The organism is Clostridium merdae (assembly GCF_900176635.1).
Taxonomy (GTDB): Bacteria; Bacillota; Clostridia; order Oscillospirales; family Acutalibacteraceae; genus Faecalispora; species Faecalispora merdae.
On the sequence record NZ_FXLN01000004.1, the window covers coordinates 360036 to 385811 of the forward strand.

Consider the following 25776-nt stretch of genomic DNA (forward strand, 5'->3'; position numbering starts at 1 on the left):
TCGAGATTTATTTTATAAAGCATGAATATTTAGAATATTCTGGAAAGAATAAAGAAGAAAACAATGCGGGTAAATCCGGGAGGAAGAAACATGAATGATGTCAGGCTGATTTTAAAGGAAGGCACACTCACAGCCCTTCTCAGTGGTGAAATCGACCATCATAATGCCCGGGGTATTCGGGAAGCCATTGATGAAACGGCTGGAAAAACAAAACCGAAGGAGCTAATTTTGGATTTCTCCAGAGTCCAGTTTATGGACAGCTCAGGAGTAGGGCTCATTATGGGTCGTTACCGGCTTATGCAAGTGCTAGGGGGGGCCGTCACCATTGCAAACCTGCCGCAGAAAGTGGAAAAGGTGGTATCTATGGCGGGGTTGGACAAGCTGGTGAAATTTGAAAAAGGAGTGGTATACCGTGAAACCGATGAATGAAATGAACGTGTCCTTTTTAAGCTGTTCTGCAAATGAAAGCTTTGCGCGGGCGGTTGTTTCTGCCTTTGTGGCGCAAATGGACCCAACCATTGATGAGATTTCAGACATTAAAACGGCTGTTTCGGAAGCAGTAACCAATTGCATTGTACATGCGTACAAAGATACACTGGGCATGATTTACATATCTGCTAAGCTGTTTGAAGACGGTGCAGTGCAAATTCGTATTCGTGATAAGGGCTGTGGTATTGAAGACGTAACTAAGGCGAGAGAGCCGCTGTTTACTACGGGCGGTGAAGAGCGTGCCGGGCTGGGCTTTGCTGTGATGGAGAGCTTTATGGATGCCGTCGGCGTTACGTCGCGCGTGCAAAAGGGCACTACGGTTACGTTAAAGAAGAAGCTGGCCCGCAGGCGGGCTTTGAATGATTGACCGTGACCGCATGATCAGCGAAAACATTGGGCTGGTGCACGCGTGTGCCAAACGCTTTAAGGCGCGCGGTGTAGAGTATGAAGATTTATTTCAGGCGGGATGTATGGGGCTGGTCAAGGCGGTCGATCATTTTGAAGAAGAACGTGGGCTGCGTTTTTCTACCTATGCTGTGCCGGTTATTCTCGGCGAAATGCGCCGTCTGTTTCGAGACGGCGGCAGTATTAAGGTAGGGCGCTCGCTCAAAGAGCTATCCCTAAAAGCAACAAGAGCGACGGCAGAGTTTAATCGTATTCATGGTAGAACCCCAACCATTGGGGAATTGGCAGCGGTGCTTGGGGTGGAAATTACTGAAGCAGCGCAGGCGGTAAATGCTGGTCAACAACCGCTTTCGCTTACAGCGGGAGACGATGAAGGCGGCGGGCAAATCGATGTGCCGGTAGAAGCGCCGGATGAACGTATCTCAGAGCTGTTGTCTTTGCAGCAGGTAATTGGAGAACTGGAGCCCAAGGATCGAAGTATTATTGTCTACCGTTACTTTAAAAGCCAAACGCAGGCGCAAACAGCCGAAGCCTTGGGAATGACTCAGGTGCAGGTTTCTCGCAGAGAAAAGGTGATTTTACGAGGACTGCGAGAAAAATTGTTAGAATAACTAAAAAATTGTATAAATATTTAAATAGCAGGATATAAAATACATTGTTGTATTTTATATCCTGCTATTAAAATGAAGCGAAAGAAAGTAAACTAATAGTAAGATTTTTGTATCGTATTATCTACGGTTGGAGGTGGGTTTACTGGATCGAAAAGCTCTTGGGATACGATTGTCGGTTGCGCGCAAGGAAAATGGTTATACTTCTGAGCGATTAGCCATAGAATGTAATATCAGTGCTGTGTACGTCAGGCAAATTGAATCTGGAAAATATCAACCCAGCATTTCAACGTTAATCAAATTCAGTAATGTACTGCATCGATCGCTGGATTATTTTGTACAGGACAGTGTGGAGTGGAATGAACTTACCATTCTTTCGGGTATTGCCGAAAAATGCAAGAATCTTACTCCAGAGCAGCTTCAAATGGTGGAGCGTATTATAAAAGCAATTATAAATGAATAAGTAAAGCCCTACAAAAAAGAAGAGTCTTTGACAGATTCTTCTTTTTTTCGCACTTTTTCGCAGGGAATCTTGAAATAGTATAATAAATAGAATATAATATGTATACTATATCCTTACAAAATATGTTTTTAGGAGGAGAGTATATGGCGCGGGAAAAAGGGAGTGTACCAAGGCGCGGAATAGCTTTAAAACAAATTTTCGGTGGGAGATCCATTAAAAAGAAATTACAAGTTAGCATTGTGGTCTTGGTAGTAGCGGTTTCTTCTGTTTTGAGCATAGTAAGCTCTGTTCTGTTAATGCAGGATGCTAAAGAAAATATGACCGTAAGAATTGAAGAGGGTGCGGAGGCGTATAGCCAGTCCGTTGAGAATGCGATTAATATATATAAAACAAAGATTGAATCGGTTGCACAGGATGCTACCATTACAGACCCAACATTGAGTGTAGAGCAGAGGAATGCGGCACTGGCGGCAGCTGCGAAAAAATATGGCTTTGAGTCCATAATTATTGCAGATTCAAACGGCGATACTTCGGATGGTGTTAATGTAAAGGATCGCGAGTATTTTCAAAAATCACTTGCAGGGCAAACCTACCTTTCCTCTCCCTTATTAAGCAAGGCTACGGGTAAAATGGTTTTAATTATTTCTACGCAGCTCAATGGTGGAAATGAAGTGGTTTATGCGAGACTTTCTAGCGACTTATTCAGTCAAATGATTCATAATATCTCAATTGGTACGTCCGGTTATGGTTTTATTGTGGACAAAGCTGGAACCATTGTCGCTCATAAAAATCAGGATACGGTTTCTGAGCAGACCAATTATATAGAACTGGCGAAAAAAGATGATAGTTATACACAAGTTGCTTCAATCATCACCAATATGATTGCTGGGAACACCAATGTGCAGACGGTGCAATTCCAAGGAAGTGAGTTAACAGTAGGCTACACCAAGATTGCGGATACAGACGGTTGGTCGATTGGTGTATCTGCAAAAACCTCAGAGATGATGGGCAGTCTTTATACCTCCATTCGTATCATGATTATCTTGTTGGTTTTGTTTATTCTTGCATCCTTCTTTATGGCGGCAAGAATCGCAAACCCCATTGTAAACCCAATTATCAGTGTGGTACGGCGCTTAACACTCCTTGCGGATGAGGGTGACCTACATACGGAGGTACCGCAGTTCCGCACCAAAGATGAAATCGGTACACTGTCCGAGTCGCTCACTTATATGGTGGCGGCACTTAAGGCTGTTATTGAAGAAACTTCTTCTGTGCTAGGGAGTCTGGAAAAAGGCGACTGTACCGTAAGTGCCCAATTAGAACTAAAAGGCGATTTTATCCCTCTGAAAACAGCGCTTAACGGAGTAATTGCGAATTTGAATACCATCTTTGGGAATTTTAGAGACTCCATTAATCAGGTAGCTGCAGGAGCCGACCAGGTATCTTCTGGTGCTCAGCTATTGGCCTCCGGTGCTACGGAACAGGCAGCGAGCATTGAAGAGCTGAATGCTTCCGTTACTGGTGTGGCTCAGCAAGCGGAGGAGAATGCCGAAACAGTTCGTATTGCTGGAGAGTATATGGTAATTGCAAGTGAAGGGCTGAATAGAGGCAACCAGCACATGCAGAAGCTGGGCGAGGCAATGGGCGAAATAGCAGATGCATCTGAGAGAATCTCAAATATCACCAAGGTGATACAAGACATTGCTTTCCAGACCAACATTCTTGCGCTTAACGCCGCAATTGAAGCAGCGAGTGCCGGAGCTGCCGGAAAAGGCTTTGCTGTGGTTGCCGAAGAAGTACGAGAACTAGCGGGTAAAGTGGCAGATGCCGCCAAACAGACCACCGCGTTAATTGAGCATTCTACCGAAGTGGTTGCGGATGGCGAAAAAATGTCGGTAGAAACGGCTGCTGTTCTGGTTGAAGTAGCAGAAAAGGCAGCTGTTGTGGAAGAATCTATGCGTAAGATTGAGAAAGCCTCCACCGAACAGGTAGAAGCAATTGAGCAAATTAATACGGGCTTAGCACAGGTTTCTGCGGTTGTGCAGACAAATGCGGCGACAGCAGAAGAAAGCTCCGCTTCCAGCGAAGAATTGGCATCTCAATCTCAAACAATGAGAGATGAAATTAGCTGGATTAAGCTTCTAACAGATTAAATATTTTATTATATTTAAATATTCCATAAATCAACGTTAGCTTTTGCTGGCGTTGATTTTTTATTTCAGACTGTTTTCAGAGTTGGTTGATATAATCATATTGAATATAACGAATATTTTGTGAGGAGATATTATATGACACGCAATAGAAAATTCATCCCGGTTATATCTTTACTACTAATAATGGTCTTATTATTATCAGCGTGTACAGGGCAAACATCTTCATTAAAATCAAATGTGGCTTATGCTTCACAAATGAATAAAAATACTGTGATGACAGTCGCAATTACGGCCGATCCAGATGCCTGGCAGGCAATGCTAGACAATGCATCACAAAAAGAGTACATATCTGCGGATATTACCATTAATGGAACTATCATTAAGAATGTTGGAATTAAACCAAAGGGGAATTCCAGCCTAAAAGCGGTTACCGAAAATGACGACAGTGATCGTTACAGCTTCAAAATAAAGTTTGACGAATATGTGGAGGGGCAAACGTGGATGGGCTTAGATAAACTGGCCCTGAATAACAATTATTCAGATGCGACTTCTATGAAGGAATATTTAAGTTACGATATTATGAATTACATTGGGGTTGCTGCGCCATTGGTTTCTTATGCCAATATCAGTGTAAATGATAAATCCTGGGGCTTCTACCTTGCGGTTGAAGTGCTGGACGCTAGTTACCTAGAACGCACGAAGAACGGCGAGGGTGAACTATATAAACCGGATAGCGAAAAGATGGATGGAGCCAAAATGGGGAATGTGCAGGGCGAACGGCCCAGCGATCCTGTAAAAGCAGAAAGCAGCACATCCTCCTCCTCTTCTGAAAAACAGGCATCCAGCAATTCTTCCAGTGCAAACGAGCAGAAGAGTGAAAAAGACATGCAGGCACCACCCAATTTTGGAGGAAATCAAAAGCAAGGCGGTGGTGGCGGAATGCAGGCTGATGATGCCACGGCGCTGATTTATACAGATGAGAAAGAATCTAGTTATTCCTCCATATTTGATAATGCAGAAACAAAAACCGATGAATCGGATCACAAGCGCGTGCTTGAAGCAATTAAAAATTTAAATAGTGGAACCGATTTAGAAAAGTATGTGGATGTAGATGCGACACTGCGCTACCTGGCGGCACATACAGCAGTAGTGAATTTAGATAGCTATTCGAGTAATATGGGGCACAACTATTATCTGTATGAAAACAACGGGAAAATCAGTATGCTGCCGTGGGATTACAATATGGCGTTCGGGGGATTCCAATCAAGGGATGCAAGCTCGGTTGTCAATTTCCCAATTGATACCCCTGTTTCCGGAGTCACTATGGAAGAACGCCCCATGATTTCGAAGCTTTTAGAGGTACCGGAATACCTGAGCAAATACCATGAATATTTACAGCAAATTGCAGACAATTATTTTACAAACGAAAAGTTTGAAGAGAAAGTGAATGAAATCAATACGTTAATTTCTAGCTATGTGAAAGAGGACCCCTCCGCATTTTTCAGCTTCGAAGAATACGAGACTGCAGTTCGTGAGCTAAAGAAATTAGGTGCGTTACGTGGAGAAAGCATCGAAGGTCAGCTGAGCGGCACCATTCCATCTACTACGGATGGTCAAAAAGCGGATTCAAGTTCATTAATTGATTCCTCTTCCGTAAATTTGACCGTACTAGGCGATTCGAAAAAAGGTGGAATGGAAGGCGGCGCTCCCGATGGAATGGATTTTGAAACCATGAAAAAGGCAATGGAGATATTGGGATCTGCCTCAAATGGTGCGTTTACCGATGAGCAGAAAAGTCAGCTCAAAGAGCTTGGGTTGACGGAAGAACAAATAAATCAAATGCTGAAACGGCCAAAGAGGAATCAGACAAAGTAACTACTATCTTGATAAAAGCAGAGGAATCACAATAGAAGATACTGTTACCATTGAAGCCTGAACAAAGAGAAGCCGGTGTTTAAAAGACACCGGCTTCTCTTTCTAATTTTATGGACTTAAAAGGCATAGTATCTAGTTAACTGTTGCAGGAGAGATGTCATTGGCGATTTTGTCTTCACAATTTTTGGTTTTCTCTTTAAAGCAAACAGTATTCATGCAAAAAGCAACAGATTTAAAACTGTTTTAATTGCAGGACAGTAATGAAAAGGAAAAACATAAAGTAAGTTTTTAAGATTCTTGTCCTGTTTTCACTCCTTTTAGAGAGATTTAAACCTTTGGCTGAGACATTTCCAATTAGTTTGGGTTTGGATATATAATCTGGTTTTAGTGCTGTTTTAAGGGTTAAGTGGAGGATAAACAACAGAAATGATATAAGATTTTGCTTGTTAAGGGAAAGTCACCCAGATTATAAATAATAATAAGTAAAAATTTTTGAGGAAATACTTTCCAATAATCAGAACGAATACTGCTTTTAACCCCCGAATTTACTTGGTTTGTGTCGTATACAGGGCGAAAAAAAAGATTGCTTTTTTCCCCTCAATCCTTTATAATTTATACAAAAGTGGTGAAAGGTGGAGGGAAGTAGAGCAAAGTGGTTTGCATTTGCTGCCCGGACAAACTGTTATGTTGATTGGTGAATACCAACATAATATTGATCCAAAAGGCCGAGTGATTATTCCCGCCCGATTCCGCGAAGATTTGGGTGAGCGGTTTTACATCACAAAAGGCTTAGATGGGTGCCTTTTTGTGCTTTCTGGAATTGAGTGGGAGCGTTTGCAGGAGAAAATTCGGCAAATGCCAATCTCGAAAGCCAGAGGCCTTCAACGCTTTTTCTTTTCCGGTGCGGCTGAGGTTGAGCCGGACAAGCAGGGTCGTGTATTAATTCCACAGCAGCTACGGGATTACGCACAAATTCAAAAAGATGTAGCAGTAATTGGTGCTTCTAGCAGGGCTGAAATCTGGGATGCAGCACGCTGGGCAGAGTTTAACTCTGGCCTAACGGAAGACAGCATTGCAGAAGCGATGGATCTTCTGGAGCTGTAATAGGATTTTTAAGCAAAATGGCCTTAGAACTCGAAGCGGGAGAATGACCGCCGCTTGAGGATGAACCATTGGAATTCTCGCTGGTGAGCGGGTATCTAATTTTCGTTATAGAGCGGGGTGAATGACTGTGAGCTTTGAGCATGTACCGGTATTGTTTCAAGAAACAATTGAATCTTTAAATATAAAGCCGAATGGAATTTATATTGATGGAACCGCAGGCGGCGGTGGCCACTCTGAGGCAATTGCTAAGCGCCTTGGCTCAGAGGGAACCCTTTTGGCAATTGACCAAGACCCGGATGCGATTCAGGCGGTAAAAAAAAGATTGGGGAATTTCCCCAATGTGCTGGTTCGTCAGGGGAACTTTTCTCAAATGGCAACCCTTGCGGAGGAATGTGGCTTTCATGGGGTAGACGGTATATTGATGGATATTGGCGTTTCCTCCCACCAGTTAGACACAGCAGAACGCGGTTTTTCGTATCATCAGGATGCACCTCTTGATATGCGCATGAGCCAAAAGGGGACAAGCGCGGCAGACCTTGTAAATACGCTTACTTGGCAAGAGCTTGCCAGAATACTAAGCCAATACGGTGAAGAGAAAAGCGCCGTTCGTATTGCCAAGGGGATAGTTGCAGCCAGATTAGAAAGCCCCATTACCACCACTTTACAGCTAGCTGAGGTTGTTCGGCAGTCTGTTCCAGCGGCAGTGCGCAGAGAACCGGGGCACCCGGCACGCAAAACCTTTCAGGCGCTTCGAATTCAAGTGAACGGTGAGCTTGACCGTCTTTCTGAAGGGCTTAACGCTGCTTTTTCATTATTAAATACAGGTGGGCGTCTCGCGATAATCACCTTTCATTCATTAGAAGACCGCATTGTGAAAAAAAGAATGGCGCAGTGGTGCCAAGGGTGTGTTTGCCCGCCGGATTTCCCGGTATGCGTGTGCGGAAAAACCCCGCAGGCAGAGCTTCTTTATAAAAGAGGGCTTTCGCCTTCTGAAGAAGAACTAGTTGAAAATCCACGCAGTCGCAGCTCGCGGTTGAGAGTCTGCACAAAGCTGTAATTTAGAGTACGAACATTAGGAAGGAGTGTCACCAGTCAATGAGCAAGCAAAATACGGCATACGATTTTTCTCTGTTTGAGCCCCAGCAAAAAGAGCTTCCTAGAAAGCCGAGTAATGTCATTGAGCTGCCTTCCAGGCAGTTAGAGGAAAATCGACGCCCTAAGCGAAAATCATTCAGACTGGTCGCTACCTTCTTTTTTATGGCTATTATGGTTTCTATTCTGGGTACTTTGGTGTATGGTCAGGTTCAGCTTACTGAGCTTACTGAGCAGATAAATGTTGCCACCAAAAGAATGGATGAGCAAAAAAGCGTACATACACAGCTGAAAGTGAAATCTGATTCCCGCATGACCCTCCAGGCCGCCGAGGTGTACGCAAAGGATCAACTGGGCATGCGTAAGATTACATATAATCAAGTAGAGTGCATTAAATTATCTCCCGGCGACAAAGGGCATGTTCTTGACCCCAATGCGGCAGGTAACTGGTGGACCTCCGCATGGAATTCGCTTCAAAACCTGCTGTCATAATTATGGCGGCTTACAAATAAGTATGAATACCGGAGCTGTGTGAGCCGGGAATGGATAGCCGAGAGTTGAGAGATAATCTTAACTCTCGTTTTTGTAACAATGTTTTACCAATTTCGTAGATAAATCCAGAACTTCGAATAATGAAGTTTTTGACCGATACCAGTCAATTAAGAGCTGGAAGTTGAATACTCATTATACAAAAGCATGTATGCCGGAAAGTGCGGGGGATTGTGTTATGGCAAAAGGAACAACCATAAGAATGTGGCGCAGAACACTCTTTCTGTTGGCTGTATTTATGGTGATCGGGTTTGGAGCCATCATTTTCAGTTTAATTAAGCTGCAAATTGTGGAGGGGCAAAGTCTTCAGGAGCGCGCCGTCGAGCAGCAAATGAAAGATACAACGATTCCAGCAATGCGTGGAACAATATACGACCGCAATATGCGTCCGCTTGCACAGAGTGCAACCGTGTGGACGGTGGTGCTCGAGCCTGCCTACCTTACAACCGATGAACAGCGCGAGAATATCGCCACGGGCTTGTCCAGTATTCTTGGGATGGATAAAAATGAAGTAATGGAGCACGCCAAGAAAAAAAGCTATTATGATGTACTGAAACGTAAGGTAGATACCGAAGTAAAAGACCAAATCTTAAAATTTAAAGAAGAAAAAAAGATTGGCAACGGCATACGTTTAATTGAAGATTATAAACGCTATTATCCCTTTGGCAGCTTTGCCGCTTCTATATTAGGGTTTACAGGAACCGATAACCAAGGCCTTTCCGGTTTGGAAGCGTACTATGACAAGCAGCTTACCGGCACCGCCGGGCGACTTGTTACAGCCAAAAATGCAATTGGAACCGATATGCCCTTCCAATATGAACAAAAGGTGGAAGCCCAGGATGGTTACAGCATGGTGCTTACCATTGATGAAATTGTGCAGCATTTTCTGGAGAAGTATTTGGAAGAAGGCGTAGTAAACAACAAGGTGAAGAACCGCGCAACCGCCGTTGCTATGGATGTAAAGACCGGTGCGATTCTTGGCCTTGCAGTAAAGGGAGATTTTGACCCGAACTTCCCCCTGATTATATCAGACCCCACTGAAGCAGCTCGTGTTGCAAATATGCCGGATGGTGATAGTAACACGGAAGAAGGCAAAAAAATTAAGCAAGCGAAATCACAGGCTAAAATGGTTGCCCAGCAGGCGCAGTGGAGAAACAAAGCAGTTAGTGATACATACTACCCTGGTTCTGTATTTAAGATGGTCACCGGCTCCATGGGAATGGAGGAGGGTGTGGTTAATGAAAACACACAGTTCTCCTGCAATGGTGCTGCAGTTGTATCTGGCACGACGATTCGATGCTGGAAGCACGGCGGACACGGCGGCGAAACCTTTGTGCAGGGACTTATGAACTCCTGTAACCCGGTGTTCATCCGAGTAGGTGAGATGCTGGGTGCAGAACGCTTCTTTAAATACTTTGCCGCCTTTGGTCTCACCGAAAAAACAGGTGTTGACCTGCCCGGCGAAGCGGGGAGCCTTTATTATACTGCCAGCCAGCTAAACCCCGTAGAGCTGGCAACCGAGTCTTTTGGCCAGAATTTTAGTATTACTCCCATTCAAATGATAACCGCAGCCGCAGCAGTGGCAAACGGCGGCAATTTAGTTCAGCCTCATGTGGTGAGCCAGGTGCTTGACAGTGACGGCAATATTGTACAGTCTGTTGACGCAAAGGTAAAACGTCAGGTAATTTCAGAAGATGTTTCGCGCCGAATGAGCAAGATTTTACAGATGAATGCGACTACAGGTACCGCAAAGAACGGTTATATCCCCGGCTATCGCGTGGCAGGTAAAACTGGTACCTCTGAAAAAGTGGCAGAGTATATTGCCGGTGGTAAGAAAAAGATGGAGTACATTGCCTCTTATTGCGGCTTTGCACCCGCAGATGACCCACAGATTGCCTTGCTTGTATTCTTTGACGAACCGCAGGGAGACAGCTACTACGGTGGTGCGGTCGCAGGTCCGGTGTTTGCAAAGATGATGGAAGAAATTTTACCGTATTTGGGAGTTGAACGGAAATATACGGATGCCGAAATGGAAAAACTGGATGTAGCCACACCGGACGTAACAGGTAAGAAGCTGGATGTTGCAAAAGCTGCAATTCAAAAAGTAAGCCTAAAGCAAAAGGTGTATGGAAACGGCGATACGGTTGTAAAACAAATTCCGGAGCCCGGTAAGAGCGTACCGCAAAATGGTACGGTAGTGCTGATGACCGATGCAGACAGCGGCAACCGCCAGGTTACTGTTCCTAATTTGGTAGGCCTTAGCTTATCGCAGGCAAATAGTGCGGCGGCAGAGGCAGGCATTAATATTACGGTGTCTGGCGCAGCGTTAACCGGCGGTAAGGCACAGTCACATTCGCAGAGCATCACTGCGGGTACAAAGGTGTCTCCCGGTACAGTTGTAAATGTTGGTTTTATTGAGTTTGACCAAGTGCAATAATGTGTTGGAACAAACGCTTTTCTCAACCCCGTCACAGGGCGGGGTTGAGAAAACAATCGCTTTTAGAAAGCTTCTGTGTATAAAACCACAGAACTTTACGGAGGATGGAATATGAAACCGTGGTATTCGGAGCAAACCAAGCCCCAAGTAAAGCTATTGGCAATTGAAAATCCTGAAGCGGCAAGGCTACTATACTATTTACTGGAGAGCAGCGGTCACCGGGTAACTTGCGATCTATCACAAATGCCTGCAACCGATTTCCTGCTGGTTTCCCCAGACAGCACGCCGGTTCGGTTAGAAGGATTAGACTATACATTACTGGAAAGTTCAGAAATATTCTCGCAAAGTATCTCTTGCCCTTTCCGCTACCACGCGGTAGAATATGAAACGGCTCTCCCGGTTCTTCCAGGCGCGCAGCGGGTGAGCTATTCCGTGCATAGACCGGAAGCAGACGTTTTTGCCCGCAATATACGCCCCAATAGCTATGGGGTTGTGTTTGAGTTGGAGTGCGGAGGAATTGTAGGCCGTGTTGCAATGGCAGAGGAGCAGGAAATTCGCCCGGCTTTGGTGGCGGCGCTCGCTGCAACCCGTTGTGGTATTCCGTTTGCACGGGTTACGGATGCGCTCAATGAAATTCCGCGTTTAAGCCGGAATTTTGGCTGAAGTACAGGAGAAAATAACAGAACATAAAAGGTGGAACAGCAAATGACAGGGTTTGAAATAGGAGCAGCTGCAGTTACTGCATTTCTTATTACCGGAATATCAGGTAAATGGTTAATTCCATTTTTACGCAAGGTGCATTTTGGGCAAACGATTTTGGAAGACGGCCCTAAATGGCATAAGAAAAAGCAAGGTACTCCCACAATGGGAGGAATCATGTTTATTTTGGGGATTACAGCATCTATCGTGATTTTTATTCCCGTCTATTACTTTGGCAGTGCTTCTGGTAATACACTATTAGAACCCTTAAATATGAGAACACGTATCTTTGGCGGCCTTGGCATGGCTTTGGCATTTGGAGCAATTGGTTTTTTTGACGATTATATTAAGGTAGTTAAGAAGCGTAACCTTGGCCTTACCGCTCGCCAAAAGCTGGTGTTGCAGTTCTTGGCGGCAGGTGCCTACCTTGCAACCTTGTATCTTTCTGGAATGGGCTCCTCAACGTTAATTCCTTTTGTGGGCAGCGTTAACTTTGGTATGCTGTACTGGGTATTAGCAATGATTATTATTGTGGGTGTAGTAAATGCTGTTAATTTTACAGATGGAATTGACGGCCTAAATGGGTCAGTTACCTTTTTTGCCGCACTGTCTTTTCTAGTAATCTCTGGTGTGCTGGCAATGAACGGAATTGGAATTGTTGCAGGTGCACTCGCAGGTGCCTGCCTAGGCTTTCTAATTTGGAACTTTAATCCCGCAAAGGTTTTTATGGGGGACACCGGTTCACTATTTCTGGGTGGTATGGTATGCGCACTTGCTTTTGGGATGAACCTACCCATTCTTTTGCTTCCCATTGGCATTGTTTATCTATGTGAAATGTTGTCTGTGGTTCTGCAAGTGAGCTATTTCAAAGCAACCCACGGAAAACGCTTATTTAAAATGAGCCCGATTCACCATCATTTTGAAATGTGCGGTTGGAGTGAGATTAAAATCTGCCTGGTGTTTTCACTGGTGACCCTTGCCGGTGGTGCCTTGGCATTGTTCAGTATTATAAAAGGTTTATAAGCGCTGTGCTTGCCGCACCACGGAGTCGGCAAGCTTTGACAGATTGCGGCGTTAGAATGTGTTAAGATATATTTCGTGTAAAAGGAGGGGTGTCGATGTCCGGTGAAAGCAAAAGAAAGCCGATTCCGCCGCAGACACGCGGAGCGAGAAAGCCAATAGCGGAACGGAACTCATCGGAGCCGAAACAGGCTGCGGCAACAAGAACGATGCCCTTAACAAAACGGGTGAAAAAGAAGTTCCGGGTGTTTTCCGTGCGCTCGGGTCTTGATATGCCATTTCTATTTTTGGTTATGGTGCTGGTGGTAATTGGCCTTGTCATGTTGTTTTCTGCCAGCTATGCCTATGCGTATTATAATTATGGGAACAGCTATTACTTCATTGTTCGCCAGGTATCGTTCGCTGTACTGGGAATCATATTAATGCTGTTCATTTCTTATTTTGACTATCATCATCTACACCGGTTCGCGCTGCCGTTGCTTCTGGTAAGCTATGCGCTGCTGGTAATTGTGCTGTTTTTGCCAGCGGTTAAAGGCGTTCATCGCTGGATTAACCTCGGCTTATTTGGTTTTCAGCCGTCTGAAATTGCAAAGTTCGCGATGACTTTGTGCTTTGCGCATCTTATTTCGATCAATTTTAAGCGTATGGATACCGCTCGCTACGGTGTTCTTCCATATGTCATTTTATTGGCTATCACGGTCATACTGCTGATTCGTGAACCTCACGTTTCCGCTGCGGTTATTATCATTGCGTTGGCGGGCATGATGCTCTTTATTGGAGGCGTGCCGCTGCGCTGGTTTGGTGCTGCCTTCGGCATGGCTTTAGCAGGTCTTGCCTATTTGGTTTTGTTTACATCGGAGTTCAGCTATGCGAACGATCGTGTTGTTGCGTGGCTGGATCCCTTTACCACAGAGAAAAACCTGCTTGCAGATACATGGCAAACACGCCAGTCTCTGTATGCGATTGGTTCTGGCGGGCTTTTAGGCCTTGGTCTTGGTCAGTCACGTCAAAAATACCTGTATTTGCCTGAGCCGCAGAACGATTTCATCTTTGCAATCGTTTGTGAGGAGCTGGGGTTTATTGGTGCGTTGATTATTGTGATTCTCTTTGCGCTTCTGGTTTGGCGGGGAGTCACCATATCGCTCAAAGCAAAGGATAAATTCGGCATGTTGCTCGGCATTGGGCTTACCTTGCAGGTTGGTTTACAGGTGGTCTTAAATATTGCGGTTATCACCAACACGATTCCCAATACCGGCATTAGCTTGCCGTTCTTTAGTTATGGGGGTACGTCGCTGGTGCTGCTTTTGGCGCAGATGGGCGTGGTTCTTTCCATTTCACGAACATCCGCGATTGAAAAAACGTAGGGGGCTTTTCCAAAATGAAGGTTTTATTTGCCGGCGGTGGCACCGCCGGGCATATTAATCCCGCTCTCGCAATTGCGGGGTATCTGCGGGAGCAGCAGCTCGACGCCCAGATTTTATATGTGGGTGCCAAAGGCGGGATGGAGGAACGCTTGGTACCGGAAGCGGGCTTTTCGTTCCAAAGTATCACCATCTCAGGCTTTCAGCGCAGGTTAACACTAAAAGCTATGGCAAGAAACGTTAAAACACTGGTGCGCATTGTTACCTCCAGTGTGGAATCGAAACGAATATTACGAGAGTTTGCTCCAGACCTTTGCATTGGTACGGGAGGCTATGTAAGCGGCCCGGTCATTCGTGAGGCGGTTAAAATGGGGATTCCCACTTTAATCCATGAGCAAAATGCTTATCCAGGTGTAACAAATAAGGTGCTTTCCGGTAAAGTAAACCACGTAATGCTTGCGGTGGAGGATGCAAAAAAATATATGGCCTCCGGCGCAAGGTGTACGGTAACCGGTAACCCGGTACGGCAAGAGATTTTGCGGGCTGACCGTGAACGTGCTCGCCGCGCTCTTGGGCTGGACGAACGTCCGGTTATTTTATCCTTTGGCGGCAGTCTGGGAGCTAGAAGCATTAATGAAGCAATGGTAGAGCCTTTGCTCTCAAGCTCCAAAACTCAAAAATACCAGCATATTCATGGCTATGGTCAAAATGGCGGCTGGCTGCCTACACTATTGCGGGAAAAAGGTTTGGATGAAAAGAAAGCAAAAAATATACAGCTCAAAGAGTACATACGCAATATGCCGGATTGTATGGCAGCTGCAGATCTTGTCATATGCCGTGCAGGAGCCATCACACTCAGTGAGCTGCAGGCACAGGGGAAAGCGTCCATTTTAATACCCTCGCCAAACGTTGCAGAAAATCACCAGTACCACAATGCAATGGCTTTGGTTCGCCGCAAGGCCGCTATGCTTTTAGAAGAAAAAGACTTATCTGGCGAAGCACTTCTCAGTAAGGTTGAAACGGCTTTTTCATCCGCTGGCGGTGTAACAGAATTAGGTAAGAATGCAAAAAAAATGGCCTTTTTAGACGCTAGCGAAAGAATTTATAAAATTATGCTCGAAACGCTGCATACGACAGAATAGTTCACAGTCACACACCCGACTTGCTTTTGCATAATATAGCAAAGCACAATAGGCAAGAAAGGGTGTTTGAAGTGGCAAAATTTTTGATAGAAGGACACAAAACGTTACAGGGGGAAATCCTTGTCCATGGAGCAAAAAACAGCACTCTGCCCATATTGGCGGCGTCTATGCTCTGTAACACAGAGACAGTGTTACATAACTGCCCTGTTTTGTCAGATGTGGAAACCTGTGCGAAGATTCTCCGGTATTTAGGCTGCCGGGTCAACCGCAGCGGCGGTGACGTAACTATTGATTCTTCGGGAATCAGCCACAGCGATATTCCAGATTATCTGATGAGAGAGATGCGGTCCTCCATCGTATTTTTAGGGGCTATTGTAGCTCGAACCGGGCGCGCCAAGCTTTCTTTCCCCGGCGGCTGTGAGCTGGGGCCACGACCAATCGATTTGCATTTAGCTGCGCTTCGCCGTATGGGAGTGGAAATTGAGGAAGACCATGGGTGCCTGGATTGCAGTGCTCCTGATGGGTTAAAAGGAGCGAAAATTGGTTTCTCCTTCCCCAGTGTAGGTGCTACGGAAAACGTAATGATTGCAGCCGTATGCGCCAAAGGTACTACCGTAATCACGAATGCAGCACGTGAACCAGAGATTTGTGATTTGGCCAATTTTCTCAATGCCTGCGGGGGTAAAATACGCGGTGCAGGAGAAAGCACGATTGTAATTGAGGGTGTACCAAAGCTTTACGGCTGTGAGCACAGTGTAATTCCAGACCGTATTGCGGCAGCAACTTATATGGCAGCGGCAGCTGCTACGGGAAGCTCACTTTTAATACGCAGGATTGATTCTCGGCACTTAGAGCCGATGATACCGGTGTTTGAAGAAAGTGGCTGTAACCTCATGTTCTGTGACGATGAGCTCAAAATAACGGCTCCTCAGCGGCTCTTACCTGTAAAAAGTGTTCGTACCATGCCTTACCCGGGTTTTCCAACCGATGCGCAGGCGCCCGTTATGGCAATGACAGCACTGGCAAACGGAACAAGTGTGTTTGTTGAAAACATATTTGAAAGTCGTTTTAAGCATGTTGGCGAATTACTGCGTTTGGGTGCCAACATAAAGGTGGAGGGTCGTGTGGCTGTAGTGCAAGGTGTTCCAAGGCTTTCGGGTGCCTCTGTTGAGTCTCCGGATTTACGGGGTGGTGCCGCGCTTGTGATTGCAGGCCTCGCGGCAGAAGGTATTACGCAGGTGGAAGGTCTTCGCCACATTGATAGAGGCTACGAACAAATGGAGCTAAGCCTTGCCGCGGTAGGCGCCTCCATTCAAAGGATTGAATAAAGCGGGGTAACTAAAATCCCCGGTTTCCGGAGGTTTTAAAACAATGGATCAAAATAGACGTACAAAACCGGGTACCCGGCCCGAAACGGAACGGGCGCGCCATGCAGAGAGCAGTCGCGCCCCACGGGTACGGCATAAAAAGAGAAAGAGACGATTGCGGATATTTTATGCCCTTATGTTCCTAGTTGTACTGGGGGCGGCTGTCACTCTTTCGCTTACCGTGCTGTTTCAGATTCATTCCATACAGGTTACGGGAACCTCCCGCTACTCACAGGAACAAATTATTGCTGCATGTGGAATTCAAAAGGGAGAAAACCTTTTTTTAGCTAAAACAAAGCATGCGCAGGAACAAATAGAGCAAAAGCTGCCTTACATAGGAACCGTAAAGGTTTCTCGTAAGCTTCCGGCTGAAATATCCATTCAGGTGGAGTCGGCTCAAGTGGCAGGAGCAGTAGAAGCCGGTGGAAGCTACACACTTCTTACGTCCTCCGGCAAGGTGCTGGAGCAAACAAAAAAGCTGCCAGAAAAATGCACCTTAATTGTGGGACTAGCTCTTTCCTCCTCCGTACCGGGTAAGCTTGCAGTTTATAAAGATGCTAGCTCAAGAGTATTGTATGAGCAGCTTACTCAATCGATTAAAAACAATGCATTTACCTCTGTTACTAAGATAGATATTAGTGACCCTTACCGAATTCTCATGGTGTACGATGGGCGAATTACAATGAACCTTGGTTCTTCTGCAGATTTGGATTATAAAATTCGATTTGGAAAAACAATTCTAGACGGCAAAAATGCTCAGGGAGAGGATAATATAAGGAAAGAGGAAAAGGGGGTTCTAAACCTGAGCAGTGCAAAAGAGGATGACCGCGCTTATTTTGACCCCAACGGTGTAGTGCCTAGTTCTCCCGCAAAATCTGCACCGGCCACTTCATCCTCGTCCACTGTTATGTCATCTACCGCTTAGTTTTTAGTAATATATCCCATTTAAGGGAAAAACCCCTTAATTTTCTGTGAATACATGGACAAGTTATTGAATTTTTGCCAGAAAAGTGTTAAATTAAATAAGATAGCAAATGGAGAAACGAACAGAAATGTGAAAGCGATTATCACTTTATCTCATTTAGCTTTTTGCTTTTCAAATGATTACAATTTTTTTTATATAAAACGACAGGAGGATGCAGCAGATGCCTTTTGAAATCGATAATGAAGACAACATCGTGCAGATAAAAGTAATTGGTGTTGGCGGCGGTGGAAACAACGCAGTAGATCGCATGGTGGTCTCGGGAGTTCAGGGGGTTGAATTTATCACGGTCAATACGGACAAGCAGGCGCTGTTCCGTTCGAAAGCGATGCAGAAGATTCAGATCGGCGATAAAATCACCCACGGAAAAGGCGCCGGCTCCAAGCCTGAAATAGGGCAGAAGGCCGGAGAAGAAAGCCGCGAGGCAATTGCTGCCGTTCTGCGCGGAAGCGATATGGTATTTATAACCGCCGGTATGGGTGGTGGAACCGGTACGGGAGCAGCTCCTATTGTTGCAGAAATTGCACGCGATATGGGTATTCTCACAATTGGTATTGTTACAAAACCCTTTACTTTTGAAGGAAGGCGCCGCATGGAGCAAGCAGAAAGCGGTATATCTGCGTTGCGCGAGCATGTAGATTCTCTTGTTGTGATTCCCAATGAGCGCTTAAAGCTTGTTAGCGAGCAGCGTATCACCTTACTGAATGCGTTTACCATTGCGGATGATGTTCTGCGCCAGGGTGTGCAGAGTATTTCAGATTTGATTAAATTACCCGGCCTTGTTAATCTGGATTTTGCCGACATCTGTGCGGTTATGAAGGACGCAGGTTATGCGCATATGGGCGTTGGGCGTGCTTCTGGCAAAGAGAAAGCACAGCTTGCGGCCAGCATGGCTATTTCTAGCCCGCTTCTGGAAACTTCCATCAGCGGCGCTAAGGGTGTTATCATCAACATTACATCTTCCCCTGACATTGGGCTGGACGAAATTGAAACAGCTGCCAGCATGATTCAGGAGCAGGCTCATGAAGAAGCCAATATCATATGGGGTACTGCATTCGATGAATCCATGGAGGATGAAATGAGCGTTACAGTAATCGCAACCGGCTTTGCAACGCATGACGGTTCCCCTCAGCAGGTAAACCCGTCGGTTCGAAATAACAGCACTCCGGTTTCTTCTTCCGGCAGTGTGGTAAAACCACAGCAGGGTCAGGGAGACAAAGCGACCGGACTCGATGAAGACGATACCTTTACCGACATTATGTCAATTTTTAATCGCTAATTGACATAGTATAGCTTTGGGTTTACATATCGTTTATTCGAGTGTATAACCATTCGTCTAACAATAATATCACGAAAAATGGACAGGACAGGGTGCTTCTCTGTCCTGTTTTTATCAAGTTAATTATATTAAAACTCTTATTAACATTATTTTAGGAGAAAAATTATGATAAAAGTTGTGGTACGGCAGGCAAATCATGAAGATTTGCCCGTTATCCGGGAACTATATCATCAGCCGGATTTTCATACCGAAGAATCTGTTTCTCTGGAGGAATCGGAACGCATTCTGGAGGAGATGGCTCGTTACCCCTATTACAAGGTTTTTATAGCCTTGGATGATGAACGCGTTGTAGGAACTTTCTCGTTGGCAATCTTAAAAGGGCTGTGCGGGGATTTTGCTGGTGTAATTGAAGATGTAGTTGTATTAGAGGAGTGCCGCGGGCAAGGTGTAGGTGAGCAAATGATTCGTTTTGCACTAGAGGAGGGCAAAAAAGCAGGGTGCTATAAAGTAGCTCTTTCCAGCAATGTTAAGCGCGAACGGGCACACCATTTTTATGAATCCCTAAATTTTGAACGACATGGGTATAGTTTTACTACCAATTTATAATTCGGTGCAATTTACTTAAATTTAATCAAATTCGGGCAAAAAAGCTCTAAAAACGCCGAATAGACGGAATTTGAAGCAAGACGCTCCGAAAAGCCCCGATTTCTCTTGCAATCTCGGTTTTTTGTGCTATAATTACTTGTGGGTCAAATTAAAATTTCAATTATAAGGAGGCGGCATCGTGAAAGCGGACCCTTTGGGCGATTATCCCATACGAAAAAATGGTGTGCGGTGCGGCCTTTGCTTTTTTATGCAGGGGAGCATTTGCGCGCAGTAAGGAGTTGAGTGCTAATGCTAACCTATTATAAAACCATTGATGGCAAAATTCAGCTGATTCCGGAGTACGAGCCGGGTTGTTGGATTCATTGTATAGCCCCAAAAGAGGAAGAGATTAACGGGTTGATTCAGGATTTTTCAATTGAGCCAGATTTCTTTCGTGCTGCAACGGATGAAGAGGAATCTTCTCATATTGATTCTGAGGATGGCAACACCTTAATTATCATCGATATTCCGTGTGTGGAGAAAAACGAAGATGGCCTAGTGTACACCACGATGCCACTTGGTATTATCCTTACAGAGAAAACTGTGATTACTGTGATGACACGAGAGAACCCTCTTCTCAATGAATTTACCGAAGGTGTCGTTAAGGGAGTACAAACAAATCTGAAAACCCGCTTTATTTTGAACATTATGCTGCGGGTTGCGACGCGATATTTGCAGTACCTAAAGCAAATTGATAAAATCAGCATGCAGGTGGAAGCGGAGCTTCGTAAATCGATGAAGAATTCAGAGCTGTTTCATTTACTGAGCATTCAAAAATCGTTGGTTTACTTTTCCTCTTCGTTAAAGGCCAATGAGATTACTATTGAAAAAATTATGCGTGGTCGTGCCGTGCGTTTATATGAGGAAGACCAAGATTTGTTGGAAGATGTTCTCATCGAGGTCAAGCAGGCGATTGAAATGTCGAACATTCACCTGAATATTTTGTCTGGCACAATGGATGCGTTTGCGTCGATTATCTCAAATAATTTGAACATTGTGATGAAGGTGCTGGCTTCTATTACGCTGATTATTTCCATCCCTACCGTTATCTCCAGTATGTACGGTATGAACGTAAGCGGTTTGCCGATACCAGAGTTCTGGTTTCCGGTTGGAATGGCAACTGTATGCATGCTAGCCGCAGCATATTTTCTGCGGAAAAAGAATATGCTTTAGTTGCCGCACAAGCAAAAAACAAGGGAGCCGGAAACGGCTCCCATTTGCATAGTCTGATATAGGACGTATGTTGTGTTTTGTGGTGAGTTAAGAGAATAAAAGCTCCTGCGCTGCGGCGAAAATTTCGCCTGCGTTTTCAACTTTACGGTCTGCTGTTGCCATTTCTGCTGGGCGAAAGCCATACAGGCAGCCAATGAATGGTAGGTTGTTTTTGCGAGCAGCATCCAAATCGAAAATTGTATCGCCAACCATCAGTGCCTTCTTCGGCTGCAATCTGGCAAGTAGGCGGGCAAGGCTTTCGTCTTTGGAATGCAAATCGGCCTCCAAAGGCTGTATTTCATCAATGAGCTCATCTAGCCCTATGGCTTTGAGTACAGAACTGATATATCTTGTGGAAGAATTGGAGCATACTGCCGTAACCCAACCATCTGCACGAAGCCGCTCAAGCATTTCTGCACTGCCGGAATACGCCTCTGCCAAATATAAGTAGTCGTTTTCCAGCTCAACAACTCTTTGCACGTAGTTTCTTTGAATTTCTTCATTTGAGCCGGGCAAAAGGGCTGGCAGGTATTCTTGGGAGGGCATTCCAAATGTGCTCTGAATAAATTCTGACGATTGTACGGGGTATCCGAATTCTTCCTGTACCAATTGGTGAATCTTTACGGCAAAAACTTCGGTACGATGCAGAGTGCCATCTAAATCAAAAACAATCAGCTTTTCTGGTGTTGCCATGCTTGCAGTCCTTTCTGTTTACCCGTGCCACACGGGAAATTAATCCGCAATAGAGAGCCCGGTTGCACATGTCATATACACAGGCTTAATTGCATGACGGCTCAATTGCTATAATTTTAAAAAGTGCATCTTTGAACCGTACTGGAATTATTATAACGTATTTCATATTTAGAAGCAAACCACCAAAATCAACAAAGTTGCTGAAAAACGAAGCTGCCAAATCAGATACAGACAGTCTTTTTGTATCATAAAGCTTATAGGTAAATCAAAGGAGAGAGTTGTTTTGGAGAAGAGAAAGCTTACTACAAGTAAACTAAAAGAGCAAGCAAAAACATTACATGCAGGTGACCAAGTTCTGCTTTCCGGCACGGTTTATACCGCTAGGGACGCTGCTCACAAGCGCATTTTCGCACTGATGGATGAGGGAAAAGCATTGCCTTTTGAGTTAGAGGGTGCAGTTATTTATTATGCTGGCCCCACACCGACACCAGAAGGGATGGCGATTGGATCGTGTGGGCCTACTACCTCGGGAAGAATGGATCCCTTTGCACCACGCCTGCTCGACAACGGCCTCGCCGCAATGGTTGGTAAAGGCAACCGCTCGCAAGAGGTTGTGAATGCAATTCGCCGTAATGGGGCAGTGTATTTGTGTGCGATAGGCGGAGCCGGGGCACTTGCCGCACAATGTGTTCGCTCATTGGAGGTAATTGCATTTGAAGACTTAGGCTGTGAATCGGTTAAGCGGCTTGAGCTTTGTGATTTGCCGCTCGTTGTAGCGATTGATTCCCAAGGGAATAGCTTATTTTCGGAATAAGGGAATCGGAAAGGAGCATTTGGATGACACAATTGCTAATCCGTTTGTTTGTTCGTCCATCAGAAAATGAGAATCACCCCCATGATCGGGAACGATATGGCAAGCTGGCCGGTTGGGTTGGTGTGGCAACCAATTTGATTCTGTTTTTGATTAAGCTTTTTACAGGATTGTTTTTTCACAGCATCGCCATCATGGCAGATGCATTTAATAACTTATCGGATTCAGCTTCTTCACTGGTAACACTGTTCGGGTTTCACCTTTCTGCCAAACCGGCGGATGCAGAGCATCCCTATGGCCATGCCAGAATTGAATATATAGCGGGTATGGTTGTTTCTTTTTTGGTCGTTATGGTTGGCTTCCAGCTTGCACAAACGTCAATTGGGAAGATTATAGACCCGCAGCCTACCGAATTTGGCGTGGCAATGCTCATTGCGTTGATTGCATCCGTACTGCTAAAGCTGTGGCAATGCCTGTTTTACCGTAAAATCAGTGCAACCATAGAGTCCACTGCATTGCTTGCAAGCTCGCAAGACAGCCGAAACGATGCGCTTTCTACCAGTGCGGTTTTAATTGGCTTATTTATTGCTTACTATACTGGATGGCAGCTGGATGGCTGGCTGGGTCTTGGTGTTGCGGTGTTTATTTTAATCGCCGGGTTCCGCTTGGTGATGGAAACCGCGAATCCTCTTCTAGGTCTTGCGCCCAGTAAAGAGATGGTGGAGGAATTTTACCACAGAATTTTAGCTTACCCGGGTATCATTGGCCTGCACGATTTGAACATTCATAACTACGGGCCGGATCGCTGCTTTGCCTCGGTTCATTGTGAAATGGATGCAGAGCACAATATTGTGGAAAGCCATGAGATTATTGATAAAATTGAACGTGACTTTCTTACCGACGGCAATATTCACTTAGTAATACACCTTGACCCCGTAGTAACAGGAGATGAGAGAGCAAACCGATTGAAAATATATGTGGAAGAGACGCTAAGAACTATTTCAGACGAAATAACCATGCACGATTTTCAAGCGGTGTGGAAGCCCGAGGAATCTCGCGTGATTTTCGACATTGTTGTGCCTTACCGTTTTTCATGGAGTGATGAAAAGCTAAAAGTATTTTTATCAGAAAAAATCAATTCGCAGGAACCGCAGTGTGAGGCGATTATCACCGTAGACCATAACGATTTGCCGCCTATTCGAGATAAGTAAAATTTGTATTTTATACTTGCATTTTAATGGAATATGTATTACTATATTTTTAGCACTTTAAGTGTTAGAGTGCTAATTTAATTGAATGAACAGAATGATAGCAGTTATTTCCCTTTTCTTGAGGGGAATAACTGACTTTCCGTTATTGTGTTCACTCAGTTTACAATACTTATTTTCGTACGAAAGGATAATCGATATGAAGCAATTTAAAGCAGAATCGAAACGATTGCTGGAATTGATGATTCATTCCATTTATACCCACCACGAAATCTTTTTGCGTGAGCTTTTGTCAAACTCCAGTGATGCAATGGACAAGCTGTATTACAGAACTTTGCAGGATGGTGATACAGGGCTTAACAGGGATGATTTTAGCATTCGGATTACGCCAGATAAGGCTGCGCGTACCCTTACCATTGAGGATAATGGCTGCGGTATGACAAAGGAAGAGCTGGAAAATAACCTGGGCGTCATTGCGAAAAGCGGCTCTCTTAACTTTAAGCAAACAATGGAGCAAAAGGATGACGTAGAGATTATTGGCCAGTTCGGTGTGGGCTTTTATTCTGCGTTTATGGTAAGTGACTGCGTAACCGTATACAGCCGTGCCTATGGCAGTGAAGAGGCTTGGCGCTGGCAGTCGAAGGGCGTAGAGGGTTACACCGTAGAGCCTTGCGATAAAGAAGAGCATGGCACGAAAATAGTTTTAAATATAAAGCCATCTTCTGAGGAAGAAAGCTTTGACGAGTATTTGGAGCAGTACCGCATTCGTGCTATTGTAAAAAAATACTCCGATTATATTCGCTACCCCATTCACATGCAAGTTGAAAAGCACCGCCCAAAGGAAGGCTCTGAAAACGAGACGGAGACCTACCTTGAGGACGAAACATTAAATAGCATGGTTCCTCTTTGGCGTAAGAATAAAAATGAGATTACCAAAGAAGAATATGAGCAGTTTTACCGTGATAAGTTCTTCGATTATGAAGCTCCGCTTCACATTATTCACACCAGCGCAGAGGGAAGCGCAACGTACAATGCGCTTTTATATATTCCCGCCAAGGCTCCTTACGATTACTACACCAAAGAGTTTGAAAAGGGTCTTCAATTGTATTCCAATGGCGTTATGATTATGGAAAAGTGCGCAGACTTACTGCCGGATTATTTCAGTTTTGTACGTGGCCTTGTCGATTCACAGGATTTATCACTCAACATTTCCCGTGAAATGCTTCAGCATGACCGCCAGCTTAAGTTGATTGAGTCTCGCCTTGAAAAGAAGATTAAATCTGAACTGGAATTGATGCTTAATAATCGCCGTGAGGAATATGAAGCTTTCTTCGCAAGCTTTGGTTTGCAGTTAAAGTATGGTGTTTATTCCGATTATGGTCAGCATAAAGAGCTATTGCAGGATTTATTACTCTTCTACTCCTCGAGTGAGAAAAAGCTGGTAACGCTGAAAGAGTATGTTAGCCGGATGAAGGAAGACCAAAAGGATATTTATTTCGTCAGTGGCGAAAGCGTTGCTCGCATTGAACAGCTCCCGCAAACAGAACTGCTGCGTGAAAAAGGCCTTGAAATGCTGTATTTGACAGATCAAGTGGATGAGTTTGCGCTTCGTATTTTAAATGGATATGACGGCCATGAATTTAAAAATATTTCTTCTGATGATTTAGGTCTTGAATCGGAAGAAGAAAAAAAGGAAGCCGAGCAAAAGAAAGAAGAATATAAAGACTTGCTCGAATTTCTACAAAAAGCACTGGATGGCAAGGTAAAGTCGGTTGTTGTTTCGCAGCGGCTGAAGTCTCATCCGGTTTGCCTCTCCAGCGAGGGCGCTATTTCACTCGAAATGGAAAAGGTTCTCAACGCGATGCCAAATGCCGAAAAGGTACAGGCACAGCGTGTGCTAGAACTAAATGCAACGCACCCGGTGTTTACTGTGTTGCAAAAGCTATTTCGCAGCAATCAAGAAAAGCTCACCCAGTATGCCCAGCTTCTGTATACACAGGCATTGCTGATTGAAGGCATTGGCATAGAAGACCCCGTAGCGTTCTCCAACCAAATTTGTGAGCTCATGAGTGAATAACGGAAAGTCCTCGTGTGAAAAATCAGCTTGTCAAAGCTGTTTGTCTATGCTATCATGTGCTAAAGCGGTAGTATAATCTAAAAAGTGATATTATTATAAATTATA

At 44.8% G+C, this 25776-nt stretch carries 23 protein-coding genes; 22 read left to right on the forward strand and 1 reads right to left on the reverse strand.

The genetic code is table 11. From position 1 onward, the window contains the following. The first annotated feature begins 90 nt into the window (after positions 1-90). The 19 genes from CAN90_RS07110 to CAN90_RS07200 all read left to right on the forward strand — a co-directional run bounded on the left by CAN90_RS07110 (position 91) and on the right by CAN90_RS07200 (position 20843). The gene (locus CAN90_RS07110) at positions 91-429 is read left to right on the forward strand and encodes an STAS domain-containing protein (protein ID WP_085833150.1); all 339 of its coding nucleotides are present in this window, start codon (positions 91-93) and stop codon (positions 427-429) included. Next, positions 413-856 (forward strand): anti-sigma F factor, encoded by a 444-nt coding sequence (gene spoIIAB / locus CAN90_RS07115; protein WP_085833151.1) that lies wholly within the window; start codon positions 413-415, stop codon positions 854-856. The genes CAN90_RS07110 and spoIIAB overlap by 17 nt, the downstream gene beginning before the upstream one ends. Further along, a complete protein-coding gene (locus CAN90_RS07120) occupies positions 849-1505 on the forward strand; it encodes a sigma-70 family RNA polymerase sigma factor (protein WP_085833152.1) in 657 nt (218 codons plus the stop codon). The genes spoIIAB and CAN90_RS07120 overlap by 8 nt, the downstream gene beginning before the upstream one ends. Before the next feature lie 133 nt (positions 1506-1638). Then, positions 1639-1965 carry a helix-turn-helix domain-containing protein gene (locus tag CAN90_RS07125; protein ID WP_242953597.1) on the forward strand — a complete coding sequence of 109 codons (327 nt, stop codon included), beginning with the start codon at positions 1639-1641 and terminating at the stop codon, positions 1963-1965. Positions 1966-2108: 143 nt separating this feature from the next. After that, the gene (locus CAN90_RS07130; protein ID WP_159450364.1) at positions 2109-4118 is read left to right on the forward strand and encodes a methyl-accepting chemotaxis protein; all 2010 of its coding nucleotides are present in this window, start codon (positions 2109-2111) and stop codon (positions 4116-4118) included. 255 nt (positions 4119-4373) lie between these two features. Next, on the forward strand, positions 4374-5993 hold the full coding sequence (locus CAN90_RS07135; protein WP_242953598.1) for a CotH kinase family protein: 1620 nt from the start codon (positions 4374-4376) through the stop codon (positions 5991-5993). Between the two features lie 684 nt (positions 5994-6677). After that, positions 6678-7097, forward strand: a complete 420-nt coding sequence (gene mraZ, locus CAN90_RS07140; RefSeq protein WP_085834313.1) for a division/cell wall cluster transcriptional repressor MraZ — start codon at positions 6678-6680, stop codon at positions 7095-7097. A 127-nt stretch (positions 7098-7224) separates the two neighbouring features. Beyond that, positions 7225-8154, forward strand: a complete 930-nt coding sequence (rsmH, locus tag CAN90_RS07145; RefSeq protein WP_085834314.1) for a 16S rRNA (cytosine(1402)-N(4))-methyltransferase RsmH — start codon at positions 7225-7227, stop codon at positions 8152-8154. A 38-nt stretch (positions 8155-8192) separates the two neighbouring features. After that, positions 8193-8681: a hypothetical protein gene (locus CAN90_RS07150; RefSeq protein ID WP_085833154.1), complete on the forward strand. Its 489-nt coding sequence runs from the start codon at positions 8193-8195 to the stop codon at positions 8679-8681. A 235-nt stretch (positions 8682-8916) separates the two neighbouring features. Beyond that, positions 8917-11175 carry a penicillin-binding transpeptidase domain-containing protein gene (locus CAN90_RS07155; RefSeq protein ID WP_085833155.1) on the forward strand — a complete coding sequence of 753 codons (2259 nt, stop codon included), beginning with the start codon at positions 8917-8919 and terminating at the stop codon, positions 11173-11175. A 111-nt stretch (positions 11176-11286) separates the two neighbouring features. Next, complete coding sequence (locus CAN90_RS07160; protein WP_085833156.1) at positions 11287-11838, forward strand: hypothetical protein; 552 nt, start codon at positions 11287-11289, stop codon at positions 11836-11838. Positions 11839-11880: 42 nt separating this feature from the next. Next, a complete protein-coding gene (gene mraY, locus CAN90_RS07165; RefSeq protein WP_085833157.1) occupies positions 11881-12897 on the forward strand; it encodes a phospho-N-acetylmuramoyl-pentapeptide-transferase in 1017 nt (338 codons plus the stop codon). 95 nt (positions 12898-12992) lie between these two features. Beyond that, the gene (ftsW, locus tag CAN90_RS07170; protein WP_085833158.1) at positions 12993-14258 is read left to right on the forward strand and encodes a putative lipid II flippase FtsW; all 1266 of its coding nucleotides are present in this window, start codon (positions 12993-12995) and stop codon (positions 14256-14258) included. Positions 14259-14272: 14 nt separating this feature from the next. Continuing rightward, positions 14273-15397, forward strand: a complete 1125-nt coding sequence (gene murG, locus CAN90_RS07175; protein WP_085833159.1) for an undecaprenyldiphospho-muramoylpentapeptide beta-N-acetylglucosaminyltransferase — start codon at positions 14273-14275, stop codon at positions 15395-15397. 62 nt (positions 15398-15459) lie between these two features. Continuing rightward, entirely contained in the window at positions 15460-16725 is a 1266-nt protein-coding gene (gene murA / locus CAN90_RS07180) for a UDP-N-acetylglucosamine 1-carboxyvinyltransferase (protein WP_085833160.1), read from the forward strand. Positions 16726-16768: 43 nt separating this feature from the next. Next, positions 16769-17689, forward strand: coding sequence for a cell division protein FtsQ/DivIB (locus CAN90_RS07185; protein WP_085833161.1), 921 nt, complete (start codon positions 16769-16771; stop codon positions 17687-17689). A 220-nt stretch (positions 17690-17909) separates the two neighbouring features. Beyond that, positions 17910-19025, forward strand: a complete 1116-nt coding sequence (gene ftsZ, locus CAN90_RS07190) for a cell division protein FtsZ (RefSeq protein ID WP_085833162.1) — start codon at positions 17910-17912, stop codon at positions 19023-19025. A 165-nt stretch (positions 19026-19190) separates the two neighbouring features. Beyond that, positions 19191-19631 carry a GNAT family N-acetyltransferase gene (locus CAN90_RS07195; RefSeq protein WP_085833163.1) on the forward strand — a complete coding sequence of 147 codons (441 nt, stop codon included), beginning with the start codon at positions 19191-19193 and terminating at the stop codon, positions 19629-19631. Between the two features lie 288 nt (positions 19632-19919). Beyond that, positions 19920-20843: a magnesium transporter CorA family protein gene (locus tag CAN90_RS07200; protein WP_085833164.1), complete on the forward strand. Its 924-nt coding sequence runs from the start codon at positions 19920-19922 to the stop codon at positions 20841-20843. A gap of 87 nt (positions 20844-20930) precedes the next feature. On the opposite strand, the gene CAN90_RS07205 is transcribed toward CAN90_RS07200, so the two are convergent. Further along, complete coding sequence (locus tag CAN90_RS07205; RefSeq protein ID WP_085833165.1) at positions 20931-21575, reverse strand: HAD family hydrolase; 645 nt, start codon at positions 21573-21575, stop codon at positions 20931-20933. Between the two features lie 283 nt (positions 21576-21858). Between CAN90_RS07205 and CAN90_RS07210 the strand changes: the two genes are divergently transcribed. The 3 genes from CAN90_RS07210 to htpG all read left to right on the forward strand — a co-directional run bounded on the left by CAN90_RS07210 (position 21859) and on the right by htpG (position 25671). Then, a complete protein-coding gene (locus CAN90_RS07210) occupies positions 21859-22389 on the forward strand; it encodes a Fe-S-containing hydro-lyase (protein ID WP_085833166.1) in 531 nt (176 codons plus the stop codon). Positions 22390-22412: 23 nt separating this feature from the next. Beyond that, positions 22413-23597, forward strand: a complete 1185-nt coding sequence (locus CAN90_RS07215; protein ID WP_085833167.1) for a cation diffusion facilitator family transporter — start codon at positions 22413-22415, stop codon at positions 23595-23597. Positions 23598-23787: 190 nt separating this feature from the next. Further along, positions 23788-25671 carry a molecular chaperone HtpG gene (gene htpG, locus CAN90_RS07220; RefSeq protein WP_143750842.1) on the forward strand — a complete coding sequence of 628 codons (1884 nt, stop codon included), beginning with the start codon at positions 23788-23790 and terminating at the stop codon, positions 25669-25671. Positions 25672-25776 lie beyond the last annotated feature (105 nt).